The organism is Ectothiorhodospira mobilis (genome assembly GCF_016584115.1).
GTDB lineage: Bacteria > Pseudomonadota > Gammaproteobacteria > Ectothiorhodospirales > Ectothiorhodospiraceae > Ectothiorhodospira > Ectothiorhodospira mobilis.
In genome coordinates this window covers 1-23725 of the sequence record NZ_NRSK01000022.1, presented here as the reverse complement: position 1 = coordinate 23725, position 23725 = coordinate 1, and the positions used below count along the sequence as shown (strand labels likewise).

Here is a 23725-nt window from a genome sequence, read left to right as displayed (position 1 = left end):
AGCGTAGCCCAGCGAGGTCGGAATAGGAAGAGACCATGCACCAGGAAATCTACTTCGAACAGGCCATGGAGCAGTCGCTGATCGAGCACGGCGGCTATGAGAAAGGCGACCCCCAGGGCTTCGACCAGGCGCGGGCGCTCTTTCCCGACGAGGTGACCGCCTTCATCCAGGCCAGTCAGCCGCAGCGCTGGCAGTCCCTGGCCAAGCTCCATGGGGATCAGGCCGGCGAGGTGCTGCTGGGGGCGCTGGTCAAGGAGCTGGCCTCCAAGAACGCCCTGCATGTGCTGCGCCACGGCTTCAAGTGCTTCGGCAAGACCTTCCGGCTGGCCTGGTTCGCGCCCAATACCGGCATGAACCCGGAGGCCGCCGCGGCCTATGGCCACAACCGCCTGCGGGTGACCCGGCAGCTGCACTTCAGCGAGAGGCATCCGAAGCAATCCCTGGACGTGGTGCTGTCGGTGAACGGCCTGCCGGTGGTCACCCTGGAGCTGAAAAACCCCATGACCGGGCAGACGGCGGACGACGCCATCCGCCAGTACAAGAACGACCGTGACCCGGCCGAGCCCATCTTCCGCTTCAAGGAGCGGGCCCTGGTGCATTTCGCCGTGGACCCGGACCAGGCCTTCATGACCACGCGGTTAAACGGCAGCAAGACGGTCTTCCTGCCCTTCAACCGCGGCCACAACCATGGCGCCGGTAACCCGCCCGCCGACGAGGGCGGTTATCGCACCAGCTATCTGTGGGAGCAGGTGCTGACCCGCGACAGCCTGATGGACATCCTCGCCCGCTTCCTGCATCTGGAGGTGAGCGAGAGCCAGGTCACCACCCAAAAGGGCGTCAAGCGGCACCGCAAGGAGGCGCTGATCTTCCCCCGCTATCACCAGCTGGACGCGGTGCGCCGGCTGATCGACTCCGCCCGCGCCCAGGGGCCGGGGCATAACTATCTGGTGCAGCATTCGGCGGGATCGGGCAAATCCAACTCCATCGCCTGGCTCGCCCATCGCCTGGCCAGCCTGCATGACGGCGAAGACCACAAGGTGTTCGACACCGTGGTGGTGATCACCGACCGCCGGGTACTGGACCAGCAGTTGCAGAACACCATCTACCAGTTCGAGCACAAGCAGGGGGTGGTGCAGAAGATCGACGAAAACACCCAGCAGCTCGCCCAGGCGCTGGCCTCCGGGGTGCCCATCATCATCTCCACCATCCAGAAGTTCCCGTTCATCAGCCAGGCCATGGACACCCTGGCGAAGAAGGGGGAGGCGGTGGAGCTGTATACGGCGGGCAAGCGCTTCGCGGTGATCGTGGACGAGGCCCACAGCTCCCAGTCCGGCGAGACCGCCATGGAGCTGCGTAAGGTGCTCAACCGGGATGGCATCGAATCGGCCATCGCCGAAGAGTTTCTGGATGTGGAAGAGGACGACCTTTCCGAGGAGGCACGTCGGGGGCTGTTCAGGGAGATGCTCAAGCGCCCGCGTCAGCCCAATATCAGCTTCTTCGCCTTCACCGCCACGCCCAAGTTCAAGACCCAGGCGGTGTTCAACGAGCCGGGCGAGAACGGTCAGCCGCCCTTTCACCTGTACTCCATGCGCCAGGCCATCGAGGAAGGCTTCATCATGGATGTGCTGGAGAACTACACCACCTACAAGACCTATTACGGGCTGATCAAGTCCATCGAGGACGACCCGCAGGTGCCCAGGCGCAAGGCGGCCAAGGCGCTGGCGCGCTTCATGTCCCTGCACCCGCACAACATCGCCCAGAAGGTGGAGGTGATCGTCGAGCATTTCCGCCACAACACCCGCCACCGCATCGGCGGCCGGGCCAAGGCCATGGTGGTGACCGCCTCGCGCCTGCACGCGGTGCGCTACAAGCAGGCCTTCGACAAGTACATCCAGGACCACGGGATTACCGGCATCCGCTCCCTGGTGGCCTTCTCCGGCAGTGTCACCGACCCGGATTTCCCGGATCACTCCTATACCGAAGTGGGCATGAACGAGGGCATCAGGGAAACCGAGCTGCCGGAGCGGTTTGCCTCGGAGCATTACCAGGTGTTGCTGGTGGCCGAGAAGTACCAGACCGGATTCGACCAGCCGCTGCTGCATACCCTGTATGTGGACAAGCGCCTGTCGGGGATCCAGGCGGTGCAGACCCTTTCCCGCCTGAACCGGACCGCTCCCGGCAAGGAGGACACCTTCGTGCTGGATTTCGTCAACGAGCCGGGCGAGATCTTCAAGGCCTTCAAGCCCTATTACGAAGTCACCCCGGCCGGCGAGCCCAGCGACCCCCATCAGCTCTACGACCTGCAACACCGGCTGGAAGAGCACCAGGTCTTCACTATTGATGAGGTCAATGCCTTCGCCGGGATCTGGTACAAGAACCGCAATGAACCCACCGCAGCGGATCACCGGAAGATCAACGCCATTCTCGACCGGGCCGTGGAGCGCTACCGGGCACTGGACGACGACCGCCAGGACCAGTTCAAGGGTCAGCTCGCCAGCTTCCGCAACCTCTACGCCTTCCTGGCCCAGATCATCCCCTACCAGGACAGCAGTCTGGAAAAGCTCTATAGCTATGCCCGCTTCCTGCTGCATAAGCTGCCCCGGCGCGCCGATGACACCGTCTTCGAGCTGGAGGACGAGGTCTCGCTGAAGTATTACCGACTGCAGAAGATCAGCGAGGGCGCCATCGACCTGGGGGTGGGGGAACCCGAGCCCCTGTACGGCCCGAGGGAAGTGGGCACCGGTCAGGCGGAGGATGAAAAGGTGGAATTGTCCTCATTGATCGGCAGGCTGAACGAGCGCTTTGGAACGGAGTTCACGCCGGCCGATCAGCTCTTTTTTGATCAGATTGCCGAAACCGCGGCTGAAAATGAAACCCTGCGTGAAGCGGCCCGGGCCAATACCCGGGACAACTTCGCCTATGTGTTCAACCGGATGCTGGAGAGCCTGTTCATCGAGCGCATGGACGGGAATGAGGAGATCTTTGGACGCCTCATGAACGACGATGACTTCCGCCGGGTGGCAGGGGAGCATCTGATGCACGAGGTCTACGACCGCCTTCAACCCCGAGGGGACATCATGCCGCCCTCCGTGAAACAGGGCGGGGCATGACCACGGGCCTGGACTGACTTGGTCGGGGCGGGATGGATGGGGTGTCTGCCGGATCTTGCCGCACTCTTCGCCATCGCCCGTCCCTGAGGCTACCCCCGGCAGTGGAGTCCCCGCCTGCCGGCAGGGTCCAGCCATCGGTCAACCTGTTTTTACCCCTTGGACTGCGCAGCGTCCGTCCCCCTGCGGGGGGACGGATCCGCCCCGTGGCCGGTGAGGCGCCCCCCTGGGGGTTATCCCAGCGGCCGTGCCAGGGACCAGAGGCGGTCCAGGTCCAGGTCCGCCTCCATGTGGTCGGCGAGGGCATCCAGGGTGGCCTCCACCCGCCGTCCATGGTCCAGGCCCGAGGGGCGCGCCCCCAGTTGCCGCAGCCAGTGGGCGCGGAAACCGTCGGCGGCGAAGAGGCCGTGGACATAGCCGCCCATGACCCGGCCATCCGGGGATTCCGCCCCCTCCGGGCGCGGGCCGCCGGGGGTCTCCAGCAGCAGCCAGGGGCGCTCCAGGGCCGCTCCGGTGGTGCGGCCCATGTGCATCTCGTAGCCGGTCAGGGAGGCGCCGCTGCGCCGCTCCCGCAGGTCCAGGTCCTGCAGGTGCTTGTCGCCGGTGAGGGTGGTCTCCATCTCCAGCAGGCCCAGGCCGGGGGTCTCCCCCGGCGGGCCCTCGACCCCGTCGGGATCGCGCACCACGCGGCCCAGCATCTGGTAGCCGGCGCACAGGCCCACCACGTGGCCGCCGTGGCGCACGTGGGCGTGGATGTCGTGGTGCCAGCCCTCGCGGTAGAGGGCCTCCAGGTCGGCCCGGGTGGCCTTGGAGCCGGGCAGCAGGATGACATCGCTGTCCCGGGGCAGGGGCTGCCCGGGGGGGATCCAGCGCACCTCCACATGGGGTTCCGCCGCCAGGGGGTCGAGATCGTCGAAGTTGGCCACCCGGGGCAGGCGGGGCACGGCGATGCGCAGGCCGCGCCCGTCCCCGCTGCGGGCCCCTTCCAGGGCCAGGCTGTCCTCCTGGGCCAGGCGGGCGGCGCCGTCGAACCAGCCCAGGGTACCCAGGTGGGGCCAGCCGGTGGCGGCGGTCATGTCCTCGAGGGCGGGGGCGAAGACCGCCGGATCGCCCCGGAAGCGGTTCACCAGGTAGCCGACGACGCGGCCCCGTTCGGAGGGGGTCCAGAGGTGGTGCGCGCCGATGACGCTGGCGCTGATGCCGCCGCGGGCGTCCTCCCCCAGCAGGATCACGGGCAGGTCCGCCGCCTCGGCCAGGCCCATGTTGGTGATGTCCCGCGCCCGCAGGTAGCGTTCCGCCCCGCAGCCGGCCCCCTCCACCAGCACCAGGTCCGCCTCCACGGCCAGGCGGTGCAGGCTGTCCACCACGGCGGGCAGCAGCTCCGGTTTCATGGCCTGATAGCCGGCGGCGGACCAGGTGCCCAGCACCCGGCCCCGCAGTACCACCTGGCTGTCCCGGTCGCTCTGGGGTTTGAGCAGCACCGGGTTCATGTGCACCGACCGCGGCGCGCCGCAGGCCTGGGCCTGCAGGGCCTGGGCGCGGCCGATCTCCCCCCGGGCGGGGGTGCCGTCCGGGGCGGGCGGGGCGTCGGCGTCCACCGTCACCGCCGCGTTGTTGCTCATGTTCTGGGCCTTGAAGGGGCGCACCACCAGGCCCCGGCGGGTGAAGGCCCGGCACAGCCCGGCCACCACCAGGCTCTTGCCCACGTCGGCGCTGGTGCCCTGGATCATGAGCACCCGCGCGCGCCGGGGGCAGTGCTCGCCAAGCGGGGTGAAGGGGACCGGGGACATGGCGGGGGTTACCGGGCCAGGGCCAGCAGGGCGTCCAGGTCCAGATTCTCCTCGCAGTGGTCCGCCAGGGCCTCCAGGGCGGCCTCCACCCGGGCCTCGTAGTCCAGGGCCGAGGCCCGGGCACCCACCTGATCGAGCCACCAGGCGCGGAAGGCGTCGCTGCCAAAGAGGCCGTGGACATAGCCGCCGCTGACGCGGCCGTCGGCGGAGACGGCCCCCTCGGGGCGGGCATGGCCGTCCTCCTCCAGCACCAGCCAGGGACGCTCCAGGCCCGGACCCCGGGTGCGGCCCATGTGCATCTCGTAGCCGGTGATGGGGCAGCCGCTGTTGCGGTCGCGGGTGTCCAGTTCCACCAGGTGCTTTTCGCCGCTGATCTCGGTCTCCAGGTCCAGCAGGCCCAGGCCCGGGGTCTCCCCCGGCGGGCCTTCGATGCCCTGGGGATCGCGCACCACGCGGCCCAGCATCTGGTAGCCGGCGCACAGGCCCAGCACGCGGCCGCCCTGGCGCACGTGGGCGAGGATGTCGATGTCCCAGCCCTCACGGCGCAGCACTTCCAGATCGGCGCGGGTGGCCTTGGAGCCGGGGAGGATGACCACATCGGTGTCCCGGGGGATGGGGGTGCCGGGCTTGACCCAGCGCACGCTCACGCCGGGTTCGGCCGCCAGGGGGTCGAGATCGTCGAAGTTGGCCACCCGGGAGAGCTGGGGCACGGCGATGTTCAGGCCGCGGCCTTCCCCCTCGGCGGGTCGCTCCAGGGCCAGGGAGTCCTCCGCCGGCAGGCGGGCGGCCCCCTCGAACCAGCGCACCACCCCCAGCCAGGGCCAGCCGGTGCGTTCGGTCATGAGGGTGCAGGCGGGTTCGAACAGGGACAGATCGCCGCGGAATTTGTTGATGATGTAGCCCACCACCCGGGCGCGTTCGCTCTCATCCAGCAGGGCGTGGGTGCCCACCACCGCCGCCAGGGCGCCGCCGCGGTCGATGTCCCCCAGGATCACCACCGGCAGGTCGGCGCTTTGGGCCAGCTTCATGTTGGTGATGTCGGATTTGCGCAGGTAGACCTCGGCGCCGCTGCCGGCGCCCTCTACCAGCACCAGGTCCGCCTCGGCGGCGGTGCGGGCGAAGCTGTCCAGCACGGCGGGCATGAGCTGGGGCTTCATCTTGTGGTAGACCTTGGCGCGGCAGTTGCCCAGGACCCGGCCCCGCAGCACCACCTGGGAACCCGCCAGGGTCTGGGGCTTGAGCAGCACCGGGTTCATATGGATGGAGGGGGTCACCCTGCAGGCCCGGGCCTGCAGGGCCTGGGCGCGGCCGATCTCGCCCCGGGGGATCTGTCCGTCGGGGCCCGGGGGCAGGTCGCTGTCGGGGGTGACGGCGGCGTTGTTGCTCATGTTCTGCGCCTTGAAGGGGCGCACCACAAGGCCCCGGCGGGTGAAGGCCCGGCACAGCCCGGCCACCAGCAGGCTCTTGCCCACGTCGGAACTGGTGCCCTGGATCATGAGGGCACGGGCCCGGCGGGGGCCTTGCTGGGGCCCGGCGGGGAAATCGATGGGGGCGGTGGGGTCGTCGATCATGGGGTGGATCCAAGCAAAAGAGGGCGCCTGTGGCGCCCTCCCGATGTTGCGGTGATGTCCTGCGCCCGAGGAACGCTCAGACGTCTTCCTTGATCTTTTCCTTGATCTTGGCGTCGTCCAGGCTCTCGGCCAGCTGCTGGTCGCCCCCGCCGCAGATCTTCACCTGGGCGGCCTGGGTGTCCTCCAGCTGCTGATCGCCGCCGCCGCAGGCCTTGGGGGCCTCCGGCTTGCCGCCGCGCTTGCGCGCCGGGGCGCTCTTCCACTCCACCACCTGTTGTTCCAGCTCCGGCTCGGGCTTGACCAGCTTGCGGGAGTAGTCGAACTTCCAGTCCACGGTCTTGCGCGTCTGCGGACCCCAGTAGCCGGCCTTGCCCAGGTCGTAGAAGCGACGCTGGAAGGCGCTCTTGAGGAAGGCCTTGAGACAGCCCACCAGGTAGCTGCGGCGCTGGGGATTGCGTTCCCACAGGTAGCCGAACAGCGCCTTGCGCATGTAGAAGCGGCGGTAGTTCTTCATGACCCCGTCCAGCAGCTCGCCCCGGGTCATGTTCTTGGGCTTCATGATGGGGGTGACGAAGTTGTACTTCTCGAAGTCGAAGATCTCCACCTGGTCGCTCATCTCCGTGTAGAGGTCGGAGAAGGGCCAGGGGGTGAACATGGCCCAGTTGGCCATGTCCGGGTTCCAGTCCATGCACATCTGGTAGGTTTCTTCCAGGGTCTCGGGGGTCTCGTTGTCCAGCCCCACGATGAACTGGGCCTCGGTGACGATGCCGGCGTTGCGCAGCAGTTCGATGGCCCGCTTGTTCTGGGCCACCGTGGTCTCCTTGACGAACTTGTCCAGGTTCAGCTGGGCGGCCGCCTCGGTGCCCAGGGAGACGTGGACCAGGCCGGCCTTGCGGTAGAAGGGCAGCAGGTCCTCGTCGCGCATGACGTCGGTGACGCGGGTGTTGATGCCCCAGAGCACCCCCAGGTCGCGGTCGATGAGTTCCTGGCAGAACTCCACGAACTTGGCCTTGTTGATGGTGGGTTCCTCGTCCGCGAGGATGAAGAAGCCCACGCCGTGTTCCTTCACCAGGATCTCGATCTCGTCCACCACCTTCTTGGGATCGCGCACCCGGTAGTCGCGCCAGAACTTCCACTGGGAGCAGAAGCTGCAGGTGAAGGGGCAGCCGCGGGCCATGTTGGGGGTGGCCACGGGGGTGCCGGTGGGGATGTAGATGTACTTCTGCCAGTCCAGCACGCCCCAGTCGGGGATGATGGAGTCCACGTCGCGGATGGTGGGGGCCGCCGGGGTGGCCACCACCTTGTCCTCCTCCAGATAGGCGATGCCGCGCACGTCCTTGCGGGCCTCGGGCCAGCGGCCCTCGTCCACGGTGCGCACCACGTCCAGGGTCACCGCCTCGCCCTCGCCGCGGATGATGGCGTCGATCCACGGGGCCTCGGTGAGCACCTGCTGGAACATGAAGGTGGCGTGGATGCCGCCCAGGAGGGTGACGGTCTTGGGGCAGGCCTCCTTGGCGATCTTGAGGGTCTGTTCCGCCTTGTAGATGGCGGGGGTCATGGCGGTGCAGGCGACGATGTCCGGCTGCTGCTCGGCGAAGATCTTGCGCAGGTCCTCGTCGGAGATGTCGTCGGTCATGGCGTCCACGAAGGCGTATTCCGTGTAGCCATGAGTGTTGAGGTAGCCGGCCAGATAGGCCACCCAGGCGGGGGACCAGTTGCCGGCGATCTCGGCGCCCCCGGAGTGGTAGTTCGGATGTACGAAAAGGATTCGCATGTTCACGCTCCCGCTAAACGGTGATGACGCCGCTCCCTGAAACGATCGCGACGAACAGATCTGGCGGGGCTACCCTCTGGTCCCCGAATCAAAGGATGCTACCCGCGCCCTTTCAAGACTGTCAACTGCGCTGGACAGCCGCTGCGCGGGGGCTTGCCGGGTCAAGGACACGGGTCAGTCTTTCGCCGCTCCATCTCGCTCATCGTGGGGCTCGCCGCGTCCATCGGGGTCCATGGCGGGAGGTTCTGCCTCCTCCGGCAGGCGGGCGTCGTAGCGGGTCTGTTCGTGCCCATCCCAGAGCACCGGACGCTCCAGCCATTTCTGGATGAACCCCCAGGACTGACGGTAGCCGTTGTGGGGCAGGTTGCAGGCGCTGCAGTCCTTGCGGCGCATGCCGTGGCGGTCCACGAAGACCCGGTAGGGGCCGGGGCATTCGTAGGCGATAAGGGGGCAGTAGCAGAACAGGCAGTTGAATTCCCGGGTCACGCCCTCGTGGCAGGGCATGAAGGGGCAGTCGTGGTTGGTGAAGCCCTTGTAGGCCTCGCTGCGGGCTTGATCTTTGGGTTCCATGGGTCGTCTCTTGGTGGAGGACTTCGAGCCGGTCCTGGGAGGGGCCCATGATAACCCGGTCAGGGTCCGGCGTCCCCACCTGTGCGCGCTCGACACGGGCGGGTGGGGCCGTGGGGATCGCCGGTGCCCTCCTGCATTTCAGGTCTTTTTCTGACGCAGATCCTGCAAGGCCTCATTGATCTTGAAGATGACGATCAGCAGTTCACACCAGATCCTTGCCCCGACGATGCCACCGGCGATGTACAGCAGGCCCATGAAGAATGTCCCGGCGGTGAAGCCCTGATATCCGCTGAACATGGTGCTCAGGCCGAGGATTACGGTGGAGACGAGCAGGAGCCAGTAGACGAACGTGATGATGCTTGGCGTTAGCATCTTTTCGAAGAAGAAAAAGTTTCTCATTTCTCTTGATCTCCTTTGTCCTTTCGTTCCAGTGATCGGTCTGGGCATCGCGCTGGAGGCGATCCGGGCCCGGAGCCTCAGAAGATCAGAGTTTCCCGGCGAGGCGGCAACCTCGGGGGCGGAGGTGGATGATCCAGATCAGGCGGTCTTGTAGGGAATGTCCCACTGGCATGTCCCCGCGGCCTCGGCCGCCCGGATGCAGGCAAGCACAGGGGGACTCCCGCGCCGAACGCGGGCCCGGCAGCTTGTACTATGCTCGAAGAACCACCCGATGGATCGGGCTGCCCCGGTGGACCGACGGGTGCGGGGCAGGAACTGCCTGCCCGGAGCAACGTCCAATGAACAGGCATGCCGTCGGCGCACACCGCCGCGACGGCCCCACCCGATCTCCCACCCAGGCTGTCATCGAACCAGGACGTGTGCACAACGCGGCAGCCCGGTGGATCGGGTGCGACGATATCCGGCCGCCCGCCCGGTGGGCGGCGGCCACACCGGACGCCAACGAGGGGGGTGATGACGATGGATTCGGCCGAAGCCTTGATCGCGCAGTACGCCCGCAGCTATCAGAAGCGGCAGGAAGCCGAGATGTCCCTGGGGGAATTCCTGGAGGGATGCCGGGACGATCCCATGCGTTACGCCACCGCCGCCGAGCGTCTGGTGGACGCCATCGGTGAGCCCCGGGTGGTGGATACCGCCAGGGACGAGCGCCTCGGGCGCATCTTCATGAACCGCACCATCAAGCTCTATCCCGCCTTTGAGGACTTCTACGGGATGGAGGAGACCATCGAGCGCATCGTGGGGTTCTTCCGCTATGCGGCCCAGGGCCTGGAGGAGCGCAAGCAGATCCTCTACCTGCTGGGCCCCGTGGGCGGGGGCAAGTCCTCCCTGGCGGAGCGGCTCAAGGCCCTGATGGAGAAGCATCCCATCTACGTGCTCAAGGCGGGGGACGAGATCTCGCCGGTGTTCGAGAGCCCCCTGGGGCTGTTCGATCCGGCCATGGGGGATGATCTGGAGCAGCGCTTCGGCATCCCGAAACGGCGCCTCAGCGGGCTCATGTCCCCCTGGGCGGTGAAGCGCCTGGACGAGTTCGGCGGCGACCTCTCGCGCTTTTCCGTGGTGCGCCTGTATCCCTCGCGGCTGCGGCAGATCGCCGTGTCCAAGACCGAGCCGGGGGACGAGAACAACCAGGACATCTCCTCCCTGGTGGGCAAGGTGGACATCCGCAAGCTGGAGCTCTACAGCCAGCACGACACCGACGCCTACAGCTACTCCGGCGGGCTCAACCGGGCCAACCAGGGCATCCTGGAGTTCGTGGAGATGTTCAAGGCGCCCATCAAGATGCTGCACCCCCTGCTCACGGCCACCCAGGAGGGGAATTACGTGGGCACGGAGAACATCGGCGCCATCCCCTTCCAGGGGATCATCATGGCCCACTCCAACGAGGCGGAGTGGCAGACCTTTCGCAACAACAAGAACAACGAGGCCTTCATCGACCGCATCTCCGTGGTGAAGGTGCCCTACTGCCTGCGGGTGGATGAGGAACAGCACATCTACAAGAAGCTCATCCAGTCCAGCGAACTGGCCGAGGCCCCCTGCGCCCCGGCCACCCTGGACATGCTGGCCAAGTTCTCCGTGCTCACCCGCCTGCGGGAGCACGAGAACTCCAACCTCTACTCCAAGATGCGGGTCTACAACGGCGAGAGCCTCAAGGACACCGATCCCAAGGCCAAGTCCATGCAGGAATACCGGGACATGGCCGGGGTGGACGAGGGCATGGACGGGATCTCCACCCGCTTCGCCTTCAAGGTGCTCTCCGAGACCTTCAACTACGACACCCGCGAGGTGGCCGCCGACCCCGTGCACCTGCTCTACATGCTGGAGCAGTCCATCCGCCGGCAGCAGTTCCCCGAGGAGACGGAGCGCCGCTACCTGGAGTTCATCAAGGCGGAACTGGCACCGCGCTACGCGGACTTCATCGGCAACGAGATCCAGAAGGCCTATCTGGAGTCCTACAGCGACTTCGGCCAGAACCTGTTCGAGCGCTACGTGGCCTATGCCGACGCCTGGATCGAGGACAACGACTTCAAGGATCCGGATACCGGCCAGCTGCTGGACCGCCAGGCCCTGAACCAGGAACTCACCAAGATCGAGAAGGCCGCGGGTATCGCCAATCCCAAGGACTTCCGCAACGAGGTGGTCAAGTTCGCCCTGCGCTCGCAGGCGGCCCAGGGCGGGCAGATGCCCTCCTGGACGGCCTACGAGAAGATCCGCGAGGTGATCGAGAAGCGCATGTTCAGTCAGGTGGAGGACCTGCTGCCGGTGATCAGCTTCGGCGCCAAGAGCGATTCCGAACTGGAGCGCAAGCACAACGACTTCGTCCAGCGCATGATGGAGCGCGGCTACACCGAGCGCCAGGTCCGTCGGCTGGTGGAATGGTACATGCGAGTCAAGCAGGCGGGCTGATCCGGCCCGTGCTGCGGGAGGAACGACCCCCGTGGTCCACATCATCGACCGACGGCTCAACCCCAAGGACAAGAGCCTGGCCAACCGCCAGCGCTTCATCGGCCGCGCCCGCCGCCAGATCCTGGACGCGGTGCGGGACGCCTCGTCCCGGCGTCGGGTGGCGGACATCGGCCAGGGCGGGGAGGAGATCCGCATCCCCGCCGATGGCCTGCAGGAACCCAGCTTTCACAAGGGGGGCGGCCGGGGCGTGCGCGATCATGTCCTGCCGGGCAACCGTGAGTACGTGGCCGGGGACACCATCCCCCGGCCGCCGCCACCGCCCCCCTGCTCCGGCCGGGGTGCCAGTGCCGACGGGGAGGGGGAGGATGCCTTCCAGTTCACCGTGAGCCGGGACGAGTTCCTGGACCTGTTCTTCGAGAACCTGGAGCTGCCGGATCTGGTGCGCACCCGGCTCAGCCGCACCGAGACCCAGGGCCTGCAGCGGGCGGGCTATTCGGTGAGCGGTTCCCCCTCCAATCTCAACCTCACCCGCACCATGCGCAACTCCCTCTCCCGCCGTCTGGCCCTGCGCCGTCCCCGGCGGGAGGAGACCCGCGCCCTGGACGAGGAGATCGACCGTCTGGAACGCTCCGGGCGGGACCCGGAACGCCTGCGGGAACTGATCCGCATGCGCGAGGACCTCACCCGGCGCACCCGGGCCATCCCCTATATCGATCCCATCGACCTGCGCTACAACCGCTTCACTCCGGTGCCCCGGCCCATCACCCAGGCGGTGATGTTCTGTCTCATGGACGTCTCCGGCTCCATGACCGAGGACATGAAAGACCTGGCCAAGCGCTTCTTCATGCTGCTGTATCTCTTCCTGCAGCGGCGTTACCGCCACGTGGACATCGTCTTCATCCGCCACACCCACATCGCCCAGGAGGTGGACGAGGACACCTTCTTCTACTCCCGGGAGACCGGGGGGACCCTGGTCTCCCCCGCCCTGGAAGAGATGCAGCGGGTGGTGCGCGAGCGCTACGACCCGGGGGAATGGAACATCTACGCCGCCCAGGCCTCCGACGGCGACAACACCCCCGCCGACAACCCCACCGTGGTGGAGATGATGGAGTCGGCCATCCTGCCCCTGTGCCGCTACTTCGCCTACATCGAGGTGGCTGAGGACCGGGGTTGGGACATGACCACCGACCTGTGGCAGGTGTACGAGCGCCTGGTGAAGGCCGGGCGGCCCATGGCCATGCGCCGGGTGCGCAGGCGGGCGGACATCTTCCCGGTGTTCCGCGACCTGTTCACCCCCGTGGAGCTCAAACGCTGACGGGGCACGCCCCATCACCGCCCCAGGAGGTGACCCCATGACCCAAGTGCTCGATCCGGCCCGGCCGCTCTACACCGGGGCCGACTGGGACTATCCCCTCATCCGGAAGGCCTACGACGCCATCGAGGCCGTGGCCGTGGGGGAGATGGGCCTGGATCCCTACCCCGGCCAGGTGGAGATCATCAGTTCCGAGCAGATGCTGGACGCCTATGCCTCCATGGGCATGCCGGTGTTCTATCGCCACTGGTCCTTCGGCAAGCACTTCGCCCGGGACGAGATGTACTACCGCAAGGGGATGACGGGGCTGGCCTACGAGATCGTCATCAACTCCAACCCCTGCCTGTGCTACATCATGGAAGAGAACACCATGACCCTGCAGACCCTGGTCATGGCCCATGCCGCCTTCGGCCACAGCCACTTCTTCAAGAACAACCAGCTGTTCCGTTCCTGGACCGATGCCGAGTCCATCCTGGACTACCTGGAGTTCGCCAAGGGCTACGTGGCCCGCTGCGAGGAGCGCTATGGCCAGCGGGAGGTGGAACGGGTGCTGGACGCGGCCCATGCCCTCATGACCCATGGCGTGCACCGCTACCCCCGGCGCCAGCCCCTGAACCTGCAGGAGGAGATGGACCGCCGCCGCGCCCGCGTGCGCCACGAGGAGCAGACCTTCAACGATCTCTGGCGGACCCTGCCGCAGAAGCGGGACGGGGACGGCGAGGACACCGCCGCCGAGGTCCGGGACCGGCGCCAGGCCCTGGGCCTGCCGGAGGAGAACCTGCTCTACTTTCTGGAGAAGCGGGCGCCGAAACTGGAACACTGGCAGCGGGAGATCCTGCGCATCGTGCGCATGGTGTCCCAGTACTTCTACCCGCAGAAGCAGACCAAGGTGATGAACGAGGGCTGCGCCACCGCCGTGCACTACCACATCATGACGCGGCTGCACGAGACCGGCCGGCTCACCGACGGGGCCTTTATGGAATTCCTGCATCACCACACCAACGTGGTCTTCCAGCCCGGCTTCGAGGATCCCCGGTTCTCCGGGATCAACCCCTACGCCCTGGGGTTCCACATCCTGCAGGACCTCAAGCGCATGGCCCTGGAGCCCACCGGGGAGGACCGGCGCTGGTTCCCGGACATCGCCGGCTGCGGGGACTTCCTCGGGGTGTGGAAGCACGCCTGGGCGGAATACCGGGACGAGAGCTTCATCCTGCAGTTTCTGGGGCCGAAGGTGATGCGGGACCTGCGCCTGTTTGCCCTGCGGGATGATGCCCGGGAGCCGCATCTGACGGTGGAGGCCATCCACGACGACGCGGGCTACCGGGAGGTGCGCCGCGCCCTGTCCGCCCAGTACGACCTGGCCCGCCACGAGCCGGACATCCAGGTGGTGGATGTGGACCTGGCCGGGGACCGGCGCCTGATCCTGGAGCACCGCACCCAGGATGGCCGCCTGCTGGCGGAGAAGGATGCCCACAGGGTGCTGGCGCACCTGGCCCGCCTCTGGGGCTATCCGGTACGACTGTATGAAGTGGACGCCCGCAGTGAGGCGGTGCTCAACGAGTACGGGGATGTGGAGCCCCGGGAGGACTGAGACCCGGCCCGCTTATCCCCCCGAACGCATCACCCGGCCGCTGAGTAGATCGCGGATCTCGCTGGGGCGGTCCCGTCCGCCGGTGTCGCCCGCCAGGATCAGATCCAGCCCCCGGCCCAGGGTCTCGTCCACGGCCCCGGCATGGCGGCAGGGCGGGGCGTCGCTGCGGTTGGCGCTGGTGGAGACCAGGGCCATGCCGGCCTGGTGGCACAGGGCGGCCGCCAGGGGATGGTCGGTGATCCGCACCGCCAGGGTGTCGTGGTCCCCCGTGAGCCAGCGCGGGGTGTGGGGGGCGGCGGGCCAGAGCCAGGTGACCGGACCCGGCCAGGTGGCCAGGGCCCGGTCCCGCAGGGCTGTGTCCACGGGGGCAAGGAAGGGGGTGAGCTGCCCTGGATCGGCGGCGATCAGGATCAGCCCCTTGGCCTCGGCACGGCCCTTGATGCGCAGCAGGCGCTGCACCGCCGTCCGGTTGCGCGGGTCGCAGCCCAGACCAAAGACGGCTTCGGTGGGATAGGCCACCACCCCCCCGGATCGGATCACCGCCGCCGCCGCCCGGGGCCGCAGGGCCCGGCGGCGGGTGTTACGGCCCGTCACTGCGAGGCGCCGGCGCTCCGGCCCGAGGCGGACTTGGCCGCCGTTTTGGCCGTGGTCTTGCCGCCCTTGCCTTTGCCCTTGGCGCTGGCCGTGGTCTTGCCCTTGGCCGTTGTGCCCCGGGAACCGGTACCCGACTTGGCCTTGGCGGTGGTGGTGGTGGAGGACTTGCCGGTGGCGGCCTTCTTCTTCCCGGTGGTCTTGCCCGTCCCCTTGTCAGCGGTCTTGCCGTCATCCTTGTCCGCGGACTGGGCGGATTTCTTCGCGGTGGCTCCCTTGCGGCCCCGCCCCTTCTTCTCGGGAGCGGCGGCCAGGAGCTCCCGGCATTCCTCCAGGGTCAGGTCCTTGGGTTCCCGGTCCTTGGGCACCCGGGCGTTCTTGTTGCCGTCGGTGATGTAGGGGCCGTAGCGGCCCTTGAGCACCCGGATGCCCTCCTCGTCGAAGGACTGGATGAAGCGCTCCGCATCCAGGCGCTTGCGTTCGGCCACCAGCTCCAGGGCCCGGGGCAGCTCGATGGTGTAGGGATCATCCTCCTTGCCCAGGGAGGCGTAGCGGCTGCCGAATTTCACGTAGGGGCCGAAGCGGCCGATGTTCACCAGGAGCGGCTCCCCCTCCGGGGTCTCGCCCAGTTCCCGCGGCAGCTTGAACAGGGCCAGGGCCTCCTCCAGGGTGATGGCGTCCATCTTCTGCCCCGGGCGCAGGCCGGCGAAACGGGGCTTTTCCTCGTCATCCTTGGTGCCGATCTGCACGAAGGGGCCGTAGCGCCCCATGCGCACCGTCACCGGCCGCCCCGACTTGGGATCGGTGCCCAGCTCCCGGGCCTGCACCGCCTCCTCGCGGGTCACCGTGGCCTCCTTCTCCTTCACCTGTTCGGAGAAGCGCCGCCAGAACCCCTCCATGACCGGGATCCACTCCTTCTCGCCGCGGGAGATCTCGTCCAGTTCGTCCTCCAGCCGGGCGGTGAAGTCGTAGTCCACGTACCGGGTGAAGTGCTGGGTGAGGAAGGTGTTGACGATGCGGCCGATGTCCGTGGGCACGAAGCGGCGGTTCACCAGCTCCGCGTATTCCCGTTGCAGCAGGGTGCTGATGATGGAGGCATAGGTGGAGGGGCGGCCGATGCCGTGTTCCTCCAGGGCCTTCACCAGGCTGGCCTCGGAGTAGCGGGGCGGGGGTTCGGTGAAATGCTGATCCGCCTGGATGTCGTTCAGGGTCACCTGTTCGCCCTCGGACAGCTCCGGCAGCAGGCGCTCGTCGCTCTCCACCTTGGCATCGTCCTGGTCCTCGCGGTAGACGGCCATGAAGCCCGGGTCGCGCACCGAGGAGCCGGTGGCGCGAAAGACATGCTCCGGACCCCCGGCCTCCAGTTCCGCCGCCACGGTGTCCAGGGTGGCGTGGATCATCTGGCAGGCCACGGTGCGCTTCCAGATGAGTTCGTACAGCCGCTTCTGGTCCTGGGAGAGATGGCCCTTGAGTTCCTCGGGCAGCCGCTGCACCGAGGTGGGCCGGATGGCCTCGTGGGCCTCCTGGGCGTTCTTGGACTTGGTCTTGTAGGTGCGCGGGCTGTCGGGCACCTTGTCCTGGCCGTAGCGCTGGGCGATCAGGCCCCGGATCTCCTGGATGGCCTCGTTGGCCAGGGTGACGGAGTCGGTGCGCATGTAGCTGATCAGGCCGATGGGGCCCGTGCCCAGGTCGATCCCCTCGTAGAGCTGCTGCGCCACGCGCATGGTGCGGCTGGCGGAGAAGCCCAGCTTGCGCGAGGCCTCCTGCTGCAGCGTGGAGGTGGTGAAGGGGGGGGCCGGATTGCGCCGGCGCTGCTTCTTCTCCACCTTGGCCACCCGCAGGTGACCGCCGGCAGCCTGCGTCAGGGTCTGGCGGGCCTTCTCCGCGTCGGCTTCGGAGGCGATGTCGAACTGCTCCAGCTTGCGCCCGTCGAGCACCTGCAGGCGGGCGCTGAAGCCCTCGCCGTCCTTGGCCGTGAGGGCGTCCAGGGTCCAGTATTCGCGGCTGACGAAGCGCTCGATCTCCTGTTCCCGCTCCACGATCATGCGCAGGGCGGGGCTCTGCACCCGGCCCGCGGAGAGGCCGCGCTTGATCTTCTTCCACAGCAGGGGGGAGAGGTTGAAGCCCACCAGGTAGTCCAGGGCGCGCCGGGCCTGCTGGGCGTTGATCAGCTCCCAGGACAGCCCCCGGGGGTGTTCGATGGCCTCCTTCACGGCCCGCTGGGTGATCTCGTGGAAGACCACCCGCTGGGTCTCCTTGTCCTCCAGCAGCCCGCGCTCCTGCAGCAGTTCGTACAGGTGCCAGGAGATGGCCTCGCCCTCGCGGTCGGGGTCAGTGGCCAGGATCAGGGAATCGGCCTTCTTCAGGGCCCGGGCGATGCGCTCCACGTGTTTCTCGTTGCGCTCGATCACCTGGTAGTTCATGCGAAAGCCGTGGTCCGGGTCCACGGCCCCCTCCTTGGGCAGGAGATCGCGCACGTGGCCGTAGGAGGCCATCACCTCGAAGTCCTTGCCCAGGTACTTCTCGATGGTCTTGGCCTTGGCCGGCGATTCGACGATGACCAGGTGCTTGCTCATGGCCCGGCTACCCGTGGGCTGTGGTGGGGACTCAGTGCAGGTACTCCGGCGGGTGATCGAACATCATGTTCTCCAGCCAGGTGTAGGCGGCTTCCTGGCCGGGCTGGTTGAACAGCACCATGAGGGTGATCCACTTGAGCTCGTCCAGGCCGATCTCCTCGCTGTCCAGGTCCATGACGCGGCTGATGACCAGCTCGCGGGTGGACGGGTCGAGCACGCCGTTCTGTTCCAGAAACAGCAAAAAACCCCGGCTCTGGGCGTCCATGCGGCCCATTTCCCGGTCGGTGTAGACGCGCAGGGCCGAGTCGGTGCGCAGGTCCTTCAGGGAGGGGTCCTGGCTGGCCAGGTTCTCCAGCCAGTCGAAGGCCTTGTGGATCTCGGCCACGGGGAAACCGGCGTCCAGCAGCAGGTTCTGCAGCTGCTCCCGGTCCGGCTCCAGTTCGGTATCGTCGTCGATGTAGTTCTCGAACAGATACATCAGTACGTCTAGCACGTTCTCTTTCATCTCTCGTGTTCCGGCTGCAGGCGGACGTATCGACCACCGGACAGGGAGGCCACCTGGCCGCGCAACTCCATGAGAAGCAGCATGGAGGAAACCGCACCGGCGGTCAATCCAGTGCGCTCCACCAGCTGGTCCACCGCCACGGGGTCGTGGCCCATGGCCTCCAGGAGGGCGGCGTGCTCCGCATCCGGCGCCTCCCCGGGCACCACAGAGGCGTCGGCCTCGTTCCCCGGGGAGGGGCCTTCCTCCTCCCTTGGGATGAAGATCTGCGGCCCCAGTTCCTCCAGGATGTCGTCGGCGGTCTCCACCAGCTTGGCCCCCTGGCGGATGAGGCGGTGGCAGCCCCGGGCCATGGGGTTGTGGATGGAGCCGGGGATGGCGAACACCTCCCGGCCCTGTTCCGCGGCGTAGCGGGCGGTGATGAGGGACCCGCTGCGATGGGCCGCCTCCACCACCAGGGTGCCCACCGCCAGCCCCGAGAGGATGCGGTTGCGCCGCGGGAAGTGCTCGCGGCGCACGGGGGTGCCCACGGGCAGTTCCGTGACCAGGGCCCCCTCGGCGGCGATGCGCCGCGCCAGGTCGCGGTGGCCGGCGGGGTAGACCCGGTCCGGGCCGGTGCCCGTCACCGCCACGGTGAGTCCCCCGGCCTCCAGGGCGCCACCATGGGCGGCGGCGTCGATGCCCTCGGCCAGGCCGCTGGCGATCACCAGGCCGGAGCGGGCCAGGTGGGCGCTGAAGGCATGGGCGGTGTCGCGGCCGCCGGGGGTGGGGTGGCGGCTGCCCACCACGGCCAGCAGGGGCCAGTGCAGCACCCGGGGGTCCCCCACCACGTAGAGCACCGGCGGGGCCGCGGCGATGGCCCGCAGGCGCGGCGGATAGCCGGGGTCCTCCAGGGTGAGGATATGGTGCTGCGGGTCCTCGGCCCATTCCAGGTCCCGCAGCACCCCTTCGGGGGTGGGGCCCTCCAGGAAGGCGATGGCGGTATCGTCCAGGCCCTGCTCCCGCCAGGCGGCGGGTCCGGCCTCCAGCACGGCCCGGGGATCGCCGTGGGCCGCGGTCAGCCGCAGGAAGGTGGCCGGCCCCAGGCCCGGGGTGTGCCAGAGGTGCAGCCAGGGGACCAGGGGGTGTTGCCGGGTATCCAAGGGGAACGTTTCAGGGATGGCGTACGGTGTTGCCCTGGGCGATGGGGTGGGTGGATTCCACCACCAGGGCGTAGCTCACCTTGTCGAAGGTGCGAAAGACCATGAGCAGGCCCGCCCGCTCGTCCGGCAGGGTGACCCGCTCGCCGCCGGCGATCCGGTCCCGCACCGTGCGCCCGGAGTGGTGGACGGCGAAGACCTGCCCCTGTTCCACATCGTCCCGTTCGCCCAGGTTGATCACCGCCACCTGGAAGCGGGCGATGCGGCTGATGGCATCGAACAGGGAGATGACCTGGCCGTGGGCGTCCGGGTGCGGGGGGCGCGGGGTGAAGAGGAAGTCCTGGGCGCTGTCGTCCTGGGGCAGCAGACGGTCCCCCTGGAGGGCCTCGCGGTCGCTGCGGGTGAGCACCACCGTGGCCGGGTCGCCGCCGCGCACCAGTTCGGCCCCCGCCACGGGGATGGCCTCGAAGCCCAGCCGTTCCCCCGTTTCCGGGTCCCGCAGTTCACCGCCGGGACGGAAGACGTGGTAGCGGGAGCCCACGGGATCCCCCTCCAGGCCCCGGGCATAGAGGCGGTCGCCGGCGCCGAAGATCATGCGCTCATCCCGGGAGGCCAGCAGGTAGGGGGAATCTTCCATCTGCTTTTCGGTCACAACCCGGGGACGGATCAGGAACTGTTGCAGGGCCTGTACGGGGGTGTCCAGGGAAGGGGGCAGGGGTTCGGCGCGAACCCGGGGGGAGAGCTTCACCGTGGGCCGCACCCGGGGTCCGCCGTCCACCATGAGGCGCGGCCGGCCGTTCACGTAGTGCAGGGTGATGACATCCCCGGGGTAGATGAGATGGGGGTTCTCGATCTGGGGGTTGTCCACCCAGATCTCGGGCCAGTACCAGGGGGTTTCCAGGAAGGTGGTGGAGATGTCCCAGAGGGTATCCCCGGGGCGCACCACGTAGCGTTCGGGGGCGGTGTCCCTTACCCGGGCCCGGGCCGGGGTGGGGGCTTCCTTCGGGGATGCCGGGGCGGCTTCCGGCGCCCTCTCCGCCGTGGCGGGGGTCTGTTCCGGGGCCGGATCCCGGGGTGCGGTGGCGCATCCGGTGGCCAGGAGCGCTAGAATAAGCGTCACGATGGACGCGGCGGATCCGGCACGCGGCGGAAATGGAGCGGACATCGGTCTTTTCCTCGAGGTGTTGGGCACCACCGGCACGAGACCACGACTTTAGCAGATTGTTGTTGACACGGCATAAACCTACTCATCCAGCGGACAGGCGGCCATGGCATTGTTAGATATCCTGCAGTTTCCCGATCCACGCTTGCGCCACCAGGCCGAGCCGGTGCCGGTGGTGGATGATGCCATCCGCAGGCTCGTGGACGACATGTTCGAGACCATGTACGCCTCCGAGGGCATCGGCCTGGCGGCGGTGCAGGTGAACGTGCACAAACAGGTGGTGGTCATGGATGTGGCCGGGGAGGGCTCCGAGGAGCGTTCCGGTCAGGGCCTGCATCCCCGCTGCTTCATCAACCCCGAGATCCTGGAGCACGAGGGCCTGGTGGAGACGGACGAGGGCTGCCTGTCGGTGCCCGGCTTCTACGAACCGGTGCGCCGCGCCGAGCGCATCCGGGTACGTGCCCTGGACCGGGACGGCCGGCCCTTCGAGCTGGAGACCGGCGGCCTGCTGGCGGTGTGCATCCAGCACGAGGTGGATCACCTCAACGGCAGATTGTTCGTGGATCACCTCTCCAACCTCAAGCGCGACCGCATCCGCAAGCGTCTGGAGAAGCAGCAGCGGCAGGGGAGTGGGCACCCCACCGCCCGCGGCCGGCAGCGGGAGGCGGTCTGATGCGGGTGGTGTACGCGGGCACCCCCGATTTCGCCGTGCCCGCCCTGGAGGCCCTGCTGCAGACAAGCCACGAGGTGGTGGCCGTGTATACCCAGCCGGACCGGCCCGCTGGCCGCGGGCGCCGGCTGCGGCCCGGCCCCGTCAAGCAGAAGGCCCTGGAGCACGACCTGCCCGTGGAACAACCCGCCACCCTGCGGGACGAAGCCGCCCTGGAACGGCTGCGGGCCCTGGCCCCGGATCTGATGGTGGTGGCCGCCTATGGCCTGATCCTGCCCCGGGCGGTGCTGGAGATCCCCCGCCTGGGCTGCGTCAACCTGCATGCCTCCCTGCTGCCCCGCTGGCGCGGGGCCGCCCCCATCCAGCGCGCGCTGCTGGCGGGGGACCGGGAGACCGGCATCACCCTCATGCGCATGGCCGAGGGGCTGGATACCGGGGATATGCTGGGCAGGACCCGCTGCCCCATCGGCGCCCAGGACACCGCCGGTACGCTGCACGACACCCTGGCGCGGCAGGGGGCGGAGTTGCTGGTGTCCGCCCTGGACGACCTGGCCGCCGGGCGCCTTCGCGGCGAGCCCCAGGACCCGCAGCAGGTGACCTACGCCGAAAAGCTGCACAAGGCGGAGGCCGTGCTGGACTGGCAACTGGCGGCGGCGGCCCTGGACCGGCGCATCCGCGCCTTCAACCCCTGGCCTGTGGCCCAGACCCGCTGGCGCGGCGAGCCCCTGCGCCTGTGGATGTCCGCCGTGGCCCCACAGGCCCATGCCGACGCCCCGCCGGGCACGGTGGTGGCCGAGGGTCCGGAGGGCATCGACGTGGCCACCGGCGACGGCGTGCTGCGGGTCACCCGCCTGCAACTGCCCGGCGGCAGGCCCCTGACGGCCCGGGAGTTCCTCAACGGCCGTTCGCTGCAGGGGGAGCGGCTGGGGGACGAGACCTGATCCTCCCCCCAGTTGCCTGTATCCCCCCCAGCCGCCGGAAGTCCTCATCCCATGCCGTCCCCCGTTTCCCCCCGTCAAGCCGCCCTCCAGGCCCTGCTGCGCGTCCTCCGGGACGGCACCTCCCTGTCCGATGCCCTGCCGCCGCTGCTGGCCCGGGTGTCCCCCCGGGACCGGGGTCTGGCCCAGGCCCTGTGCTACGGCACCCTGCGCTGGCACCGCCGCCTGGAGGCCATCCTGGCCTGCTGGCTGGAACGCCCCCTCAAGCGCCGCGACCGGGACGTGGCCTGCGCCCTGGCCATGGGGCTGTTCGAGCTGCTGTATCTGGACACCCCCGACTATGCCGCGGTGCAGGAGACGGCCGGGCTGGGGCGGGGCCTGGGCAAGCGCTGGGCCGTGGGCCTGATCAACGGCGTGCTGCGCCGCGCCCAGCGCGAGGGGAGGGCGCGGGCCGAAGAGGTGGATCGTGACCCGGCGCTGCGCCACGCCCTGCCGGACTGGCTCTACCGCCGCCTGGCGGCGGCCTACGGGGATGGGACCGAGGCGGTGTGTCAGGCCCTGAACGCCCATCCCCCCATGACCCTGCGGGTGAACACGGCCCGCATCCCCCTGGCCGATTACCGGGACCGCCTGGCCGAGGCGGGCCTCGCCGCCGCACCCCATGCGCAGGTGGAGACGGCCCTGGTGCTGGAGCGGCCCGTGGAGGTGTCCGCCCTGCCGGGGTTCGCCGAGGGGCTGTGCTCGGTGCAGGATGCCGCCGCCCAGCTGGCGGCCCCGCTGCTGGACTGCCCCCCCGGGGCACGGGTGCTGGATGCCTGCGCCGCCCCCGGAGGCAAGACCCTGCACCTGCTGGATCGCGCCGGGGGGGATCTGGCGCTCACCGCCCTGGACAGCAGCGGCAAGCGCCTGGAGCGCGTGGCGGAAAACCTGCAGCGGGGCGGTCACCGGGCGGCGCTGGTGACCGCCGATGCCGCCCGCCCCGACACCTGGCATCAGGGGCCCCCCTTCGACCGCATCCTCCTGGATGCCCCCTGCTCGGCCACCGGGGTCATCCGCCGTCACCCGGACATCAAGCACCTGCGCAGGGAGGGGGACATCCCGGCCCTGGCCCGCACCCAGGGGGAGCTGCTGCGGGCCCTCTGGCCCCTGCAGTCCTTTCCAATCCAGAGATGAGCCTGAAGGGGAGTGATGGGTGAGGCTGTTCAGGCGGCCGGGTTTTGGGCGTTGTTGATGGAACGAAACAGATCAGCCCGGGCCTGGTTGAGCCGCTGGGCGGCCTCATTGTCGCTGATGGCGTAGGCGACTGCATCCAGTTGTTCGAAGGTGATGCCGGGCTTGAGGTAGCGGTCGGCTCCGGGCAGGGATTTGAGCTTCTCGAAGGGGGTCATCATCTCCTCGTAGCGGTAGCGCTTGCGTAGACGCCCCTTGGCATCGACCTCTTCGGTGGGGAAGAAGCAGGGGCGGTGGAAGTTAAGGTAGGGTGAGAGCACATCCTGGGTGAAGGCGTTGACCGCCTTGGCGAAGCGGCCGGGGATGTGGGCGTAGCCCAGGTGCTTGCGCACCACCGAGC

The 23725-nt window shown here is 68.4% G+C and carries 17 protein-coding genes and 1 pseudogene; 7 read left to right on the top strand and 11 right to left on the bottom strand.

What is annotated here, in order from left to right:
- Positions 1 to 35 precede the first annotated feature (35 nt).
- Positions 36 to 3110 (top strand): type I restriction endonuclease subunit R, encoded by a 3075-nt coding sequence (locus CKO33_RS09480; RefSeq protein WP_200181851.1) that lies wholly within the window; start codon positions 36 to 38, stop codon positions 3108 to 3110.
- A 230-nt stretch (positions 3111 to 3340) separates the two neighbouring features.
- Here CKO33_RS09480 and CKO33_RS09475 read toward each other — a convergent pair whose 3' ends face one another.
- The 5 genes from CKO33_RS09475 to CKO33_RS09455 form a co-directional block, all read right to left on the bottom strand.
- On the bottom strand, positions 3341 to 4897 hold the full coding sequence (locus CKO33_RS09475) for a cobyric acid synthase (RefSeq protein WP_242472574.1): 1557 nt from the start codon (positions 4895 to 4897) through the stop codon (positions 3341 to 3343).
- A gap of 8 nt (positions 4898 to 4905) precedes the next feature.
- Positions 4906 to 6468, bottom strand: coding sequence for a cobyric acid synthase (locus CKO33_RS09470; RefSeq protein WP_200181849.1), 1563 nt, complete (start codon positions 6466 to 6468; stop codon positions 4906 to 4908).
- Between the two features lie 76 nt (positions 6469 to 6544).
- Positions 6545 to 8242 (bottom strand): magnesium-protoporphyrin IX monomethyl ester anaerobic oxidative cyclase, encoded by a 1698-nt coding sequence (bchE, locus tag CKO33_RS09465; RefSeq protein WP_200181847.1) that lies wholly within the window; start codon positions 8240 to 8242, stop codon positions 6545 to 6547.
- A gap of 174 nt (positions 8243 to 8416) precedes the next feature.
- Positions 8417 to 8812 (bottom strand): cysteine-rich small domain-containing protein, encoded by a 396-nt coding sequence (locus CKO33_RS09460; RefSeq protein ID WP_200181845.1) that lies wholly within the window; start codon positions 8810 to 8812, stop codon positions 8417 to 8419.
- A gap of 138 nt (positions 8813 to 8950) precedes the next feature.
- Positions 8951 to 9211 (bottom strand): DUF4282 domain-containing protein, encoded by a 261-nt coding sequence (locus CKO33_RS09455; RefSeq protein WP_200181844.1) that lies wholly within the window; start codon positions 9209 to 9211, stop codon positions 8951 to 8953.
- A gap of 519 nt (positions 9212 to 9730) precedes the next feature.
- Here CKO33_RS09455 and CKO33_RS09450 point away from each other — a divergent pair.
- Genes CKO33_RS09450 through CKO33_RS09440 form a run of 3 tightly spaced genes read left to right on the top strand, consistent with a single transcriptional unit; the run spans position 9731 to position 14577 of the window.
- The gene (locus CKO33_RS09450; RefSeq protein ID WP_200181922.1) at positions 9731 to 11674 is read left to right on the top strand and encodes a PrkA family serine protein kinase; all 1944 of its coding nucleotides are present in this window, start codon (positions 9731 to 9733) and stop codon (positions 11672 to 11674) included.
- 31 nt (positions 11675 to 11705) lie between these two features.
- A complete protein-coding gene (locus tag CKO33_RS09445) occupies positions 11706 to 12989 on the top strand; it encodes a DUF444 family protein (protein ID WP_200181842.1) in 1284 nt (427 codons plus the stop codon).
- A gap of 37 nt (positions 12990 to 13026) precedes the next feature.
- A complete protein-coding gene (locus tag CKO33_RS09440) occupies positions 13027 to 14577 on the top strand; it encodes a SpoVR family protein (protein ID WP_200181840.1) in 1551 nt (516 codons plus the stop codon).
- Positions 14578 to 14589: 12 nt separating this feature from the next.
- On the opposite strand, the gene tsaC is transcribed toward CKO33_RS09440, so the two are convergent.
- The 5 genes from tsaC to CKO33_RS09415 are packed head-to-tail and all read right to left on the bottom strand — an operon-like array spanning position 14590 to position 20550.
- Positions 14590 to 15171, bottom strand: coding sequence for an L-threonylcarbamoyladenylate synthase type 1 TsaC (gene tsaC, locus CKO33_RS09435; protein WP_338081763.1), 582 nt, complete (start codon positions 15169 to 15171; stop codon positions 14590 to 14592).
- Positions 15168 to 17744: a DNA topoisomerase I gene (locus tag CKO33_RS09430; RefSeq protein ID WP_200181838.1), complete on the bottom strand. Its 2577-nt coding sequence runs from the start codon at positions 17742 to 17744 to the stop codon at positions 15168 to 15170. Before CKO33_RS09430 ends, tsaC begins: the two co-directional genes overlap by 4 nt.
- Before the next feature lie 31 nt (positions 17745 to 17775).
- Positions 17776 to 18249, bottom strand: coding sequence for a DUF494 family protein (locus CKO33_RS09425; protein WP_200181836.1), 474 nt, complete (start codon positions 18247 to 18249; stop codon positions 17776 to 17778).
- Positions 18246 to 19388 (bottom strand): DNA-processing protein DprA, encoded by a 1143-nt coding sequence (gene dprA, locus CKO33_RS09420; RefSeq protein WP_242472573.1) that lies wholly within the window; start codon positions 19386 to 19388, stop codon positions 18246 to 18248. The genes CKO33_RS09425 and dprA overlap by 4 nt, the downstream gene beginning before the upstream one ends.
- A gap of 10 nt (positions 19389 to 19398) precedes the next feature.
- Positions 19399 to 20550, bottom strand: coding sequence for a LysM peptidoglycan-binding domain-containing protein (locus CKO33_RS09415; protein ID WP_200181834.1), 1152 nt, complete (start codon positions 20548 to 20550; stop codon positions 19399 to 19401).
- A 103-nt stretch (positions 20551 to 20653) separates the two neighbouring features.
- On the opposite strand from CKO33_RS09415, the gene def reads away from it, so the two are divergent.
- Genes def through rsmB form a run of 3 tightly spaced genes read left to right on the top strand, consistent with a single transcriptional unit; the run spans position 20654 to position 23328 of the window.
- Complete coding sequence (gene def / locus CKO33_RS09410; RefSeq protein WP_200181832.1) at positions 20654 to 21220, top strand: peptide deformylase; 567 nt, start codon at positions 20654 to 20656, stop codon at positions 21218 to 21220.
- On the top strand, positions 21220 to 22158 hold the full coding sequence (gene fmt / locus CKO33_RS09405) for a methionyl-tRNA formyltransferase (protein WP_200181830.1): 939 nt from the start codon (positions 21220 to 21222) through the stop codon (positions 22156 to 22158). The genes def and fmt overlap by 1 nt, the downstream gene beginning before the upstream one ends.
- Before the next feature lie 51 nt (positions 22159 to 22209).
- Positions 22210 to 23328 carry a 16S rRNA (cytosine(967)-C(5))-methyltransferase RsmB gene (gene rsmB / locus CKO33_RS09400; protein ID WP_200181829.1) on the top strand — a complete coding sequence of 373 codons (1119 nt, stop codon included), beginning with the start codon at positions 22210 to 22212 and terminating at the stop codon, positions 23326 to 23328.
- A 29-nt stretch (positions 23329 to 23357) separates the two neighbouring features.
- On the opposite strand, the pseudogene CKO33_RS09395 reads toward rsmB, so the two are convergent.
- Positions 23358 to 23725: pseudogene (locus tag CKO33_RS09395) on the bottom strand (integrase); the annotation flags it as partial.

Bases quoted from the DNA above. Each gene is read 5' to 3' on its own strand.
- CKO33_RS09480 (WP_200181851.1), top strand. From the start codon at position 36: ATGCACCAGGAAATCTACTTCGAACAGGCCATGGAGCAGTCGCTGATC.
- CKO33_RS09475 (WP_242472574.1), bottom strand. From the start codon at position 4,897: ATGTCCCCGGTCCCCTTCACCCCGCTTGGCGAGCACTGCCCCCGGCGC.
- CKO33_RS09470 (WP_200181849.1), bottom strand. From the start codon at position 6,468: ATGATCGACGACCCCACCGCCCCCATCGATTTCCCCGCCGGGCCCCAG.
- bchE (WP_200181847.1), bottom strand. From the start codon at position 8,242: ATGCGAATCCTTTTCGTACATCCGAACTACCACTCCGGGGGCGCCGAG.
- CKO33_RS09460 (WP_200181845.1), bottom strand. From the start codon at position 8,812: ATGGAACCCAAAGATCAAGCCCGCAGCGAGGCCTACAAGGGCTTCACC.
- CKO33_RS09455 (WP_200181844.1), bottom strand. From the start codon at position 9,211: ATGAGAAACTTTTTCTTCTTCGAAAAGATGCTAACGCCAAGCATCATC.
- CKO33_RS09450 (WP_200181922.1), top strand. From the start codon at position 9,731: ATGGATTCGGCCGAAGCCTTGATCGCGCAGTACGCCCGCAGCTATCAG.
- CKO33_RS09440 (WP_200181840.1), top strand. From the start codon at position 13,027: ATGACCCAAGTGCTCGATCCGGCCCGGCCGCTCTACACCGGGGCCGAC.
- CKO33_RS09430 (WP_200181838.1), bottom strand. From the start codon at position 17,744: ATGAGCAAGCACCTGGTCATCGTCGAATCGCCGGCCAAGGCCAAGACC.
- CKO33_RS09425 (WP_200181836.1), bottom strand. From the start codon at position 18,249: ATGAAAGAGAACGTGCTAGACGTACTGATGTATCTGTTCGAGAACTAC.
- CKO33_RS09415 (WP_200181834.1), bottom strand. From the start codon at position 20,550: ATGTCCGCTCCATTTCCGCCGCGTGCCGGATCCGCCGCGTCCATCGTG.
- def (WP_200181832.1), top strand. From the start codon at position 20,654: ATGGCATTGTTAGATATCCTGCAGTTTCCCGATCCACGCTTGCGCCAC.
- fmt (WP_200181830.1), top strand. From the start codon at position 21,220: ATGCGGGTGGTGTACGCGGGCACCCCCGATTTCGCCGTGCCCGCCCTG.
- rsmB (WP_200181829.1), top strand. From the start codon at position 22,210: ATGCCGTCCCCCGTTTCCCCCCGTCAAGCCGCCCTCCAGGCCCTGCTG.